Genomic DNA, 7,844 nt, shown 5'->3' with positions numbered 1-7,844 from the left:
CATATATTTTGCTGCACAATAGATTTTTTCTGCCTCAGTTTCTAGCTGAGCCAGCTTTTCTTAGTCTAAACTCCAGTTAAAAGGCATGGGTTTGGAACTAAAGCCAAGTAAAACGAGACTTGCTCACACCCTCAACCAGTATGAGCAAGAAAAACCAGGATTCGACTTCCTGGGATTCAAGATACAACAATTTCCAGTAGGAAAGTATCACTCAAAACAAGGTTTTAAGACAATCATCACCCCAAGTAAGCAGAAGCAAAAGGTACACTACGACCAAATCGCTAGAGTTATTGAAGCCCACAAGGCAGCACCGCAAGCGTCGCTAATCAGCCATTTAAACCCAATTATCCGGGGATGGGCTAACTACTATGCGACTGTAGTAAGTAAGGTAGCTTACTCAGATATCGATGACCTCACGTACCAAAAGCTAAGAGCTTGGGCAAAACGCCGCCACCCCAAAAAGAATGGGGAATGGGTGTCAAAGAAATATTGGCAACCTATAGGCGGGGATAACTGGGTATTCGCAACCAAGAAGGAAGGTTTAAAACCACTTCGGTTACTTAATCATGCTGACACTCCTATAGTGCGTCATGTCAAAGTTAAAGGCGAAGCGTCACCATACAACGGAAACCTGGTTTACTGGAGTACAAGAATGGGTAACAACCCAGAAATGCCAAGTAGGGTATCAAAACTCCTGAAAAAGCAAAAAGGGAAGTGTACCCACTGTGGTTTGTTTTTCCGTGAAGACGATGTGATAGAAGTTGACCACAGAATCCCTAAATCGCAAGGTGGAAAAGATTCTTACGATAATTGGCAACTCCTTCACAGACATTGCCACGACACAAAGACTGCTATCGATGACAGTCTCGGCAACCAATCTGGCTGCAATAGTGCCAAGCCTAAGTCCACCAGAAGACTTGAAAAAGTCAATGATAAATGGACAATGAGGTATGCGTAACAAGCACCAAAGCATTGAGGAGCCGTGTGAGGTGAAAGTCTCATGCACGATTTTGAAGACCAGCGCGACTGGTGACAGTCTCGCTGAGTTTAATACTTTGGCAGTAATGAGTAATGGCGAAAAAGCTGAAAGTCCTAATTACAAAAAGTTAGACCGGAAAATTCGGAAACTTCAACGTAAATTAGCCCGCCAGCCGAAAGACTCTAAAAGGAGAAATATAACACGAATCAAGATTGCCAAGTTACACAACCGCATGGCCGACACCCGTAAAGATTTCCTGCACAAGTTATCAACCAAAGTAGTCAACGAAAACCAAGTGATTATTTTGGAAGATTTAAACGTGTCGGGCATGATGAAAAACCGGAAACTATCGAGAGCAATTAGTCAGCAAGGGTGGAGAGAATTTAGAACTCTCTGTGAAGCTAAATCTGAGAATTTTGGCAGAGAGTTTCAAGTAATTAGTAGGTGGGAACCTACTAGCCAAGTTTGTGCGGATTGTGGTTTCAAATGGGGTAAAATCGATTTGTCTGTTCGTTCAGTGCTTTGTCCCAGTTGCGGTACTGAGCAAGACAGAGATCGAAATGCTTCTAGAATGATAGAGAAAGTCGGGATGGGGAATCGCCACGACTCAAAAGTGCGACTCGTTGGCTAGAAACCAAGCCTGCTAAAGGTTTGGGGGATTAGTCGCAAGGTAAAACTAGGGAGCAACCCCAAAATAGAACCTTGACAACTGAGTGACCATGAGGGTGTAAATCCCTCCCCTGTAGATGCCAGGTGAAAGCATATCCCCTACGGTAGCGACTAGCCATCAATCCGTAAAGCGGGGATAAACGCCTTAAGCACTCCTAGTCCAGGGTAGTGTGGGGCAAGCAAAGAGCCTAGATGGGTGTAGAAATACCCCACATCCGAGTAAAGCAACAGCTTGAATCTACGTTTAAACCATCGTCACGTGGAACCAGCAAAAAGGACTGATTAGCTGGGAGACCTAAAAAGGCAAGGATAGAGGTTGGCAGATTTTTGACTGACCAACAGCATCTCTAAATAAACCCGGTGGAGAGTGGAACTCTAAAGACTCATAAGACATCTCCCAAAAAGAAATAGTTGGTCGATCGCTCTTACATTATAATGGAAGTTTACCTAAAAAATATGAGTCAGCTCCGAGAATATATTGAAAAACATCCATCCGAGACTCAAAGAGTGTTGGGTATAGACTATGACCAACTAATGGAACTAATTATTAATGCAGAAAATCTGTATGACCGTCAGAAACAACATCAAGAAAGTCAGAAAATCCGTATCATTAAACCAGGCAGCGGTCGCCCCCCTAAACTAACGATCGCAGACCAAATTCTTTTGACATTAGTATACCTGCATCACCTGCCTACCTTTCAAATTCTGGGAGTACAATTTGGAATTGGCGAATCAACCGCTAATTATATTTTTCACCGCTGGTTGAAAATATTGAGAGAGTTATTGCCTGCTTCATTGTTAGAACAAGTAAAAAAAAATAATTCGGATTTGGAATGGGTCTTGGAAATTTTGACCGAATTTGAGTTGATAGTAGATAGCTATGAGCAACCGATAGAAAGACCTACAGATGATCGGGAGCAGAAAAATAATTACTCAGGTAAGCAGAAAAGGCATACTAAAAAGAACCAAGTAATAGTCATGCCATCTGGCAAAGAAATCGTTGATGTAGTAGTTGGAGAAACCGGAGCAACGGCAGACATAAAAATTTGGAGAGACCAAAGATTGTCATTAAAATCGTCACAAAGATTTCAAGGGGATAAAGCTTATGCACTCGACCATTGATTAACACTCCTCATAAAAAACCTCGCGAGCGACCCCTGACTCCGGCTCAAAAGAGAGAGAATAAATCAAAGGCTCAAAAAATAATTTTTGTCGAGCACTTAATTAGATTGCTAAAGATATTTCGAGTAGCATCAGAAAGATTTCGGTTAAAACGGAAAAATTACGAGCCAGTAATTTTGGTAGTATGTGGATTAATACGATGGCGGATCGGTGCACTCGTCATGTATCAGTAAAAGTCCATAAAAGCCGAAAAGAAATAGTAAAAATTAGGTCATATAATTGGGTAGTTCTTGTTGACAAACCGTTGAAACCCTTATTGAAGCGTTGGTTTCGGGAGTTGAGCCCTTAAAGGGGCTCAACTCCCGAAACCAAGCGGGGGAAGGGATTGGAATTATTGGAGATGTCTATTGAGTCAACAAAGGGCTTTGAGAAAGATATTGCTAAGTTGAGTGAAGATGAAAAAGCAGCAGTGATTAAAAAAATCAACGATTGCGCCAGCCTCTTCCCCACTCAAAAAGCTGATGTCTATCGTAAGCTGCGTCGCCTGCGCTTACCGACAAATCTTAATGGTTACGAATCTTCACTCTACACACTACGGATTTCTCGAACACTAAGGGTAATTTGGGCAGTTGACGAAGATCCAATTTTTGGGCAAGTTATTTTTACTCTTTTTCGAGCAGTCAAACACGATTACCTCGATAAAGCATATCAGAGTGTTGCAGAGTCTTTATATCAAGATCGGCTTCACCAAAATCTAGAAACTGCCTAAATATCGTAAGCTTATTTATGGCACAAAATATTACGCTCTGCGATGAATATGGCATTATTTACGAAGCTATGGAGATTTTGCCCGATGATGAGCTAAAGATTTGTTTTCTAAAGGCTTTGGCAGAATTTGAAGACAACGAATGTCACAGAACAAGTAGAAGAGCATACGATCTCTGCTGTATAAAGTTCTTCTCCATCCTGATGCTCAAAAGGTTTATGTCAATCTCGATCGCATTCCAATGTACTATAATTCAAATACCAACCTTTGTTGGAGCATTTTTGTATGTCCTTGCAAGAGCTTAAAGAAAAAGCCAGCCAACTATCAGTCAGCGATCGCCTTGCCCTGCTAGGTGCGATCGTTCAATCCCTGCAAAGTACACCAGAAATCGAGAATTGGCAATATTTAATTGCACGTCCTCATGCTTGGCGCAAACAACTCTACATTAAGGGACGTAAATTACTGGCATCGACTATTTGGCGAGACATGACTGCCAATCAGATGTCACCCGAACAAGCTGCCGAAAATTGGGATTTACCCCTGTCTGCTATCTATGAGGCGATTCATTACTGTCAGAATCATCAAGAAATTTTAAAATTAGAAGCAGACGAGGAACGCTATCGATTGGAAGTAAAAGGAGTCCAAGTTGAGCCTGCGAATGCTGCTTGACGAAGATTTTCAAGCAAAGTATTTAGTCAATCTTCTTCAGGCAGCCGGTCACGATGTAGCCACAGTCAATACATTGGATTTAATGAATCATCCAGATTCAGTCGTGCTAGACGCTGCCAGAGAAAATGAGAGAGTGCTGCTTACACGCAATTGTGATGACTTTCAGCAATTGCATCAAGCGAACCCAGAACATTCAGGAATTTTGGCAGTTTATCAAGATTCTGAAGCTTCTAAGAATATGAGTTATCTGGCGATAGTGAAGGCAATTGATAATTTAGAAACAGCAGAATATGAACTAAATAATCAGTTTGTGGTGCTGAATCAATGGAGTTATTAATGAGAAATTTATGGAAAAATGCAAAATAGAAGTCTCATTGTTACCTGCTATTATACAATCTTACGCGCTTCCTTAATCGATCGCTCTTTTTATTGCAACAACTGCTTCTCCCGTTTTACCCGTTGCGCGATCGGGTATTGATAACAAGTCGTGCCGATCGACTGCTTAAACATATCGGCGAAAAGTCCGTTAAGGTTATCTGTTTTCAGCCGAGATTAGGCAAGCAAAATCGTTGGCTTTGTGGCTAAGTGCAAGCGATCGCCGATCGGGGTATAACACATCACTGCAACCGACCTTATGCTAAGTTATTGTTGGAATTACCAGCGATCGCCCGCGCCAGCAAAAAAGGAGGATGTACAAAAATGGGTAAAGGCAGGTTAGAAGCGTTCAGCGATGGTGTAATCGCCATTCTCATCACCATTATGGTGCTGGAATTGAAAGTGCCCCATGAACCTGATTTAGCTGCGCTGCGTCCGCTACTTCCAGTATTTCTGAGCTATGTACTCAGTTTTATTTATCTGGGTATCTACTGGAACAACCACCATCACTTGTTACAGGCGACTCGGCACGTCAATGGTAATGTGTTGTGGGCTAATTTGCATCTGCTGTTCTGGTTGTCACTCATTCCCTTTGTCACTGCCTGGACAGGCGAGAACCACTTCGCCGCCTGGCCAGTTGCGCTTTATGGCACTGTGCTGTTGTTGGCTGCGATCGCTTACTTCATTCTTACTCGTGTCCTTATTTCTCACCACGGTAAAGATTCCACTCTGGCAATTGCACTTGGGCGAGACTTTAAGGGGAAGGTATCAGTGGTGATTTATGCCGTAGCAATCCTGCTTTCCTTTGTGAACTCGTGGTTTGCTTTCATGCTGTATGTTTTAGTTGCGATCGTGTGGCTTATCCCCGATCGGCGTATTGAGAGAAGTCTGACTTCGTGAAGAATATTCCAGGAAAAGCCATCGCCAGGGCTAACACTTGGCTTTAGCAATTAACAAATGACAATTCATCTAGACGGATTTTTTGTTGAACCCGGTCAAGGTCGTTCTTACTACTTTGGTCAAGACCTCTATACATTCAAGGCAGTTGGTGAAGAAACAGGTGAAGCCTATGCGCTTTGTGAGGTAATTGTTGCACCTGGTGGCGGTACGCCGACCCATCGGCACAACCGAGAAAATGAATCATTTTATGTTCAAGACGGAGAGATTGAATTCCAGCTTGACGATCGTACTTTCGTTGCGACGGCTGGAACATTCCTTCATTCACCGAAAGGCCAGCTTCACCGATTTACGAATACCACGGCTACACCCGCTAAACTGCTGCTTTGGGTCACTCCTGCTGGCTTTGAGAAATTTATTGCCGAAGTTGGAAAGGCCGTGAATAATGAGATTACCCTTGGAGCATCCTTGAGTCCTGAAGATTTGGAGAAAATTCTTACTACTGCTCCCAAGTACGGTATCGAGATCGTACCTCCACCATCCGAGTAGCGATCGTGCGATTTCTTACCGTAAACAAACAACCACAACCCACACAAGTAAATAGATAGCTCATAAGGAGTCATTTGAGCTAACTGTTTTGGCAGCTTATGGGCATGACCCCGAGAGCCGGGGCAAGCGAATTGAGCGAGTTTGGCTTTACAGTTTTAAAGCTTTAGATGGATTTCTGGTAAATTAATAACTCCATTGATTCAGAACAACAAACTGATTCTTGAGGTAATATTCTGTTGTCTGTGGCTGTTTAACTCACATTAATACGGCAATGTTCATAATCGATCGATACTAAAAGATCGATTTTTCACACCCACAAAAGACAAAAATATCTCCTAGCAACATCTAGATGAAAGTATGTTAAATTTCGGACTTCTGTCCTTCCGACTCCTGCGTTACAGGTTCTGAATCTGACTGCTTGAGAGCAACTTCCGAAGATTTTGGATCGTCGGGCAATTCAGGATTGCGTTGAGAAAATCCCCAGACAAATATCACGGCGATACTCGCAACCACCAACCATTGCGGCGGAACCAAACTGTCATTAATTACTTTCACCAGCAGTCGCAAGCCCACCAAGCCAACTGTGACATAGCCAGCATCTTCAAGGTGTACGAATTCATCGAGCCAGCGGATGAACAATCCCGCCATAAACCGCAGGGTGATAATTCCTATTGTCGCGCCTGTCAGCACCAGCCAAGTTTCATCAGAAATCGCGATCGCCGTAGTGACGCTATCCAAAGAAAACGCTAAATCCGTCAGAGCAATGACTGGAATTGCTTGCCACAGAGACGAAAATCTGGGCCCGTGATGTTCTCCTTCCTCGTCAGCATCGGAGGAAAAGTGCTGGAAAACTAGCCACAGCAGGTAGAGAGCACCTAGCAGTTCAAACTGCCAGTATTGGATCACCCAAGTAGCCGTTAAAATTAGTGAAATTCGCAGTACAAAAGCAATTATCAAACCGAAGTTGAGAGCCTGTCGCTGTAGCTTGGAATCTTCCAAACCTTTAGAAATAGACGCTAGGGCGATCGCGTTGTCAGCCGAAAGTACAGCCTCCAAAGCCACCAAAACCAACAATAAGAAAAAGGCGTCTACTCCAAAACTGGGCGAAGCATCGAGAAATTGATCTAGCATTAACTATTTTGTGCACCTAAGATTTATAAATGAAGAACGCAGCGCAAATCGCTGGCTCTGTCGAACATTAGTGTCACCTTCACTTATCTTAACCTAACCTGGTCATTCTGTCCTAAGGAATAGGGAAGGAGTCAGCATTTAGTCACGAGTCAGCATTTAGTCAGCAGTTAGTCAGGAGTCAGCAGTTAGTCAGGAGTCAGAAGGAAGATTCTTCCCATCTCCCTCTCTCTTCCTCTCTCCCACTCCCGCGCCCCGAAGTGTTGCAAGTTGTAACAAATGATTCCCAAAAGCGCCAATTTGTCTCAAATTGGTGAAAGCTCGTGCCCGCGAAAAGGAGTTTTCCCAATATGTCTTTAACAGATACCCAAGTCTACGTAGCGCTCGTAATTGCTTTGATTCCCGGAATCTTGGCTTTCCGGCTGTCTACTGAACTGTACAAGTAGTTTCCAGACACCAGTTGCGAAACGCCAAACGCCTGCCTGAGCAGTTAAATCTCTCGCATTACAGACAATTGCTGCCGCACGGGAGTAGATTGTTTGTGGTCAGCAAGACGATACTGCAAGGGCAGGCCTTTTTGTTGGGAAATTCCGTCTTCAGGCGTCACCTTGGTCTCAACAATTTTGGCTGTCAGCACCCTGACGATCGGGGGCGAGTGTGCGTTAAGCTCAGAATTTGCTCTTTTGAGCT

The 7,844-nt window shown here is 43.5% G+C and carries 13 protein-coding genes; 11 read left to right on the top strand and 2 right to left on the bottom strand.

Annotated features, from left to right (window positions below):
* Window positions 1-85: 85 nt before the first annotated feature.
* The 10 genes from QUB30_RS13440 to QUB30_RS13395 all read left to right on the top strand — a co-directional run bounded on the left by QUB30_RS13440 (window position 86) and on the right by QUB30_RS13395 (window position 6,026).
* Complete coding sequence (locus QUB30_RS13440; protein ID WP_445300496.1) at window positions 86-958, top strand: group II intron reverse transcriptase; 873 nt, start codon at window positions 86-88, stop codon at window positions 956-958.
* Window positions 951-1,610, top strand: coding sequence for an RNA-guided endonuclease InsQ/TnpB family protein (locus QUB30_RS13435; RefSeq protein ID WP_445300495.1), 660 nt, complete (start codon window positions 951-953; stop codon window positions 1,608-1,610). Before QUB30_RS13440 ends, QUB30_RS13435 begins: the two co-directional genes overlap by 8 nt.
* A 473-nt stretch (window positions 1,611-2,083) precedes the next feature.
* Window positions 2,084-2,770 carry a transposase family protein gene (locus QUB30_RS13430; protein WP_333333936.1) on the top strand — a complete coding sequence of 229 codons (687 nt, stop codon included), beginning with the start codon at window positions 2,084-2,086 and terminating at the stop codon, window positions 2,768-2,770.
* Window positions 2,767-3,003 carry a transposase family protein gene (locus QUB30_RS13425; protein ID WP_333333934.1) on the top strand — a complete coding sequence of 79 codons (237 nt, stop codon included), beginning with the start codon at window positions 2,767-2,769 and terminating at the stop codon, window positions 3,001-3,003. The genes QUB30_RS13430 and QUB30_RS13425 overlap by 4 nt, the downstream gene beginning before the upstream one ends.
* 152 nt (window positions 3,004-3,155) lie before the next feature.
* A complete protein-coding gene (locus tag QUB30_RS13420) occupies window positions 3,156-3,539 on the top strand; it encodes a hypothetical protein (RefSeq protein WP_333333932.1) in 384 nt (127 codons plus the stop codon).
* A gap of 17 nt (window positions 3,540-3,556) precedes the next feature.
* On the top strand, window positions 3,557-3,841 hold the full coding sequence (locus QUB30_RS13415; RefSeq protein WP_333333930.1) for a hypothetical protein: 285 nt from the start codon (window positions 3,557-3,559) through the stop codon (window positions 3,839-3,841).
* Window positions 3,822-4,205: a hypothetical protein gene (locus tag QUB30_RS13410; RefSeq protein WP_333333928.1), complete on the top strand. Its 384-nt coding sequence runs from the start codon at window positions 3,822-3,824 to the stop codon at window positions 4,203-4,205. The genes QUB30_RS13415 and QUB30_RS13410 overlap by 20 nt, the downstream gene beginning before the upstream one ends.
* Window positions 4,195-4,542 (top strand): DUF5615 family PIN-like protein, encoded by a 348-nt coding sequence (locus QUB30_RS13405; protein ID WP_333333926.1) that lies wholly within the window; start codon window positions 4,195-4,197, stop codon window positions 4,540-4,542. The genes QUB30_RS13410 and QUB30_RS13405 overlap by 11 nt, the downstream gene beginning before the upstream one ends.
* A gap of 248 nt (window positions 4,543-4,790) precedes the next feature.
* A complete protein-coding gene (locus tag QUB30_RS13400) occupies window positions 4,791-5,480 on the top strand; it encodes a TMEM175 family protein (RefSeq protein ID WP_333333924.1) in 690 nt (229 codons plus the stop codon).
* Window positions 5,481-5,537: 57 nt separating this feature from the next.
* Complete coding sequence (locus QUB30_RS13395; RefSeq protein ID WP_333333922.1) at window positions 5,538-6,026, top strand: cupin domain-containing protein; 489 nt, start codon at window positions 5,538-5,540, stop codon at window positions 6,024-6,026.
* Window positions 6,027-6,386: 360 nt separating this feature from the next.
* Here QUB30_RS13395 and QUB30_RS13390 read toward each other — a convergent pair whose 3' ends face one another.
* On the bottom strand, window positions 6,387-7,157 hold the full coding sequence (locus tag QUB30_RS13390) for a TerC family protein (RefSeq protein ID WP_333333921.1): 771 nt from the start codon (window positions 7,155-7,157) through the stop codon (window positions 6,387-6,389).
* A gap of 347 nt (window positions 7,158-7,504) precedes the next feature.
* Here QUB30_RS13390 and psaM point away from each other — a divergent pair, with 347 nt between their 5' ends.
* Window positions 7,505-7,600: a photosystem I reaction center subunit XII gene (gene psaM, locus QUB30_RS13385; RefSeq protein WP_015174804.1), complete on the top strand. Its 96-nt coding sequence runs from the start codon at window positions 7,505-7,507 to the stop codon at window positions 7,598-7,600.
* A gap of 44 nt (window positions 7,601-7,644) precedes the next feature.
* Here the strand turns inward: psaM and QUB30_RS13380 are convergent, their stop codons facing one another.
* Complete coding sequence (locus tag QUB30_RS13380; RefSeq protein WP_333333919.1) at window positions 7,645-7,791, bottom strand: hypothetical protein; 147 nt, start codon at window positions 7,789-7,791, stop codon at window positions 7,645-7,647.
* Window positions 7,792-7,844 lie beyond the last annotated feature (53 nt).

It is taken from the genome of Microcoleus sp. BROC3 (assembly GCF_036702515.1).
Classification (GTDB): domain Bacteria; phylum Cyanobacteriota; class Cyanobacteriia; order Cyanobacteriales; family Microcoleaceae; genus Microcoleus.
This window is presented reverse-complemented; position numbering and strand designations above follow the sequence as displayed.

What these genes read in the sequence shown, in the direction of transcription:
- QUB30_RS13440 (WP_445300496.1), top strand. Translation starts at nt 86, where the DNA reads ATGGGTTTGGAACTAAAGCCAAGTAAAACGAGACTTGCTCACACCCTC.
- QUB30_RS13435 (WP_445300495.1), top strand. Translation starts at nt 951, where the DNA reads ATGCGTAACAAGCACCAAAGCATTGAGGAGCCGTGTGAGGTGAAAGTC.
- QUB30_RS13430 (WP_333333936.1), top strand. Translation starts at nt 2,084, where the DNA reads ATGGAAGTTTACCTAAAAAATATGAGTCAGCTCCGAGAATATATTGAA.
- QUB30_RS13415 (WP_333333930.1), top strand. Translation starts at nt 3,557, where the DNA reads ATGGCACAAAATATTACGCTCTGCGATGAATATGGCATTATTTACGAA.
- QUB30_RS13410 (WP_333333928.1), top strand. Translation starts at nt 3,822, where the DNA reads ATGTCCTTGCAAGAGCTTAAAGAAAAAGCCAGCCAACTATCAGTCAGC.
- QUB30_RS13405 (WP_333333926.1), top strand. Translation starts at nt 4,195, where the DNA reads ATGCTGCTTGACGAAGATTTTCAAGCAAAGTATTTAGTCAATCTTCTT.
- QUB30_RS13395 (WP_333333922.1), top strand. Translation starts at nt 5,538, where the DNA reads ATGACAATTCATCTAGACGGATTTTTTGTTGAACCCGGTCAAGGTCGT.
- QUB30_RS13390 (WP_333333921.1), bottom strand. Translation starts at nt 7,157, where the DNA reads ATGCTAGATCAATTTCTCGATGCTTCGCCCAGTTTTGGAGTAGACGCC.
- psaM (WP_015174804.1), top strand. Translation starts at nt 7,505, where the DNA reads ATGTCTTTAACAGATACCCAAGTCTACGTAGCGCTCGTAATTGCTTTG.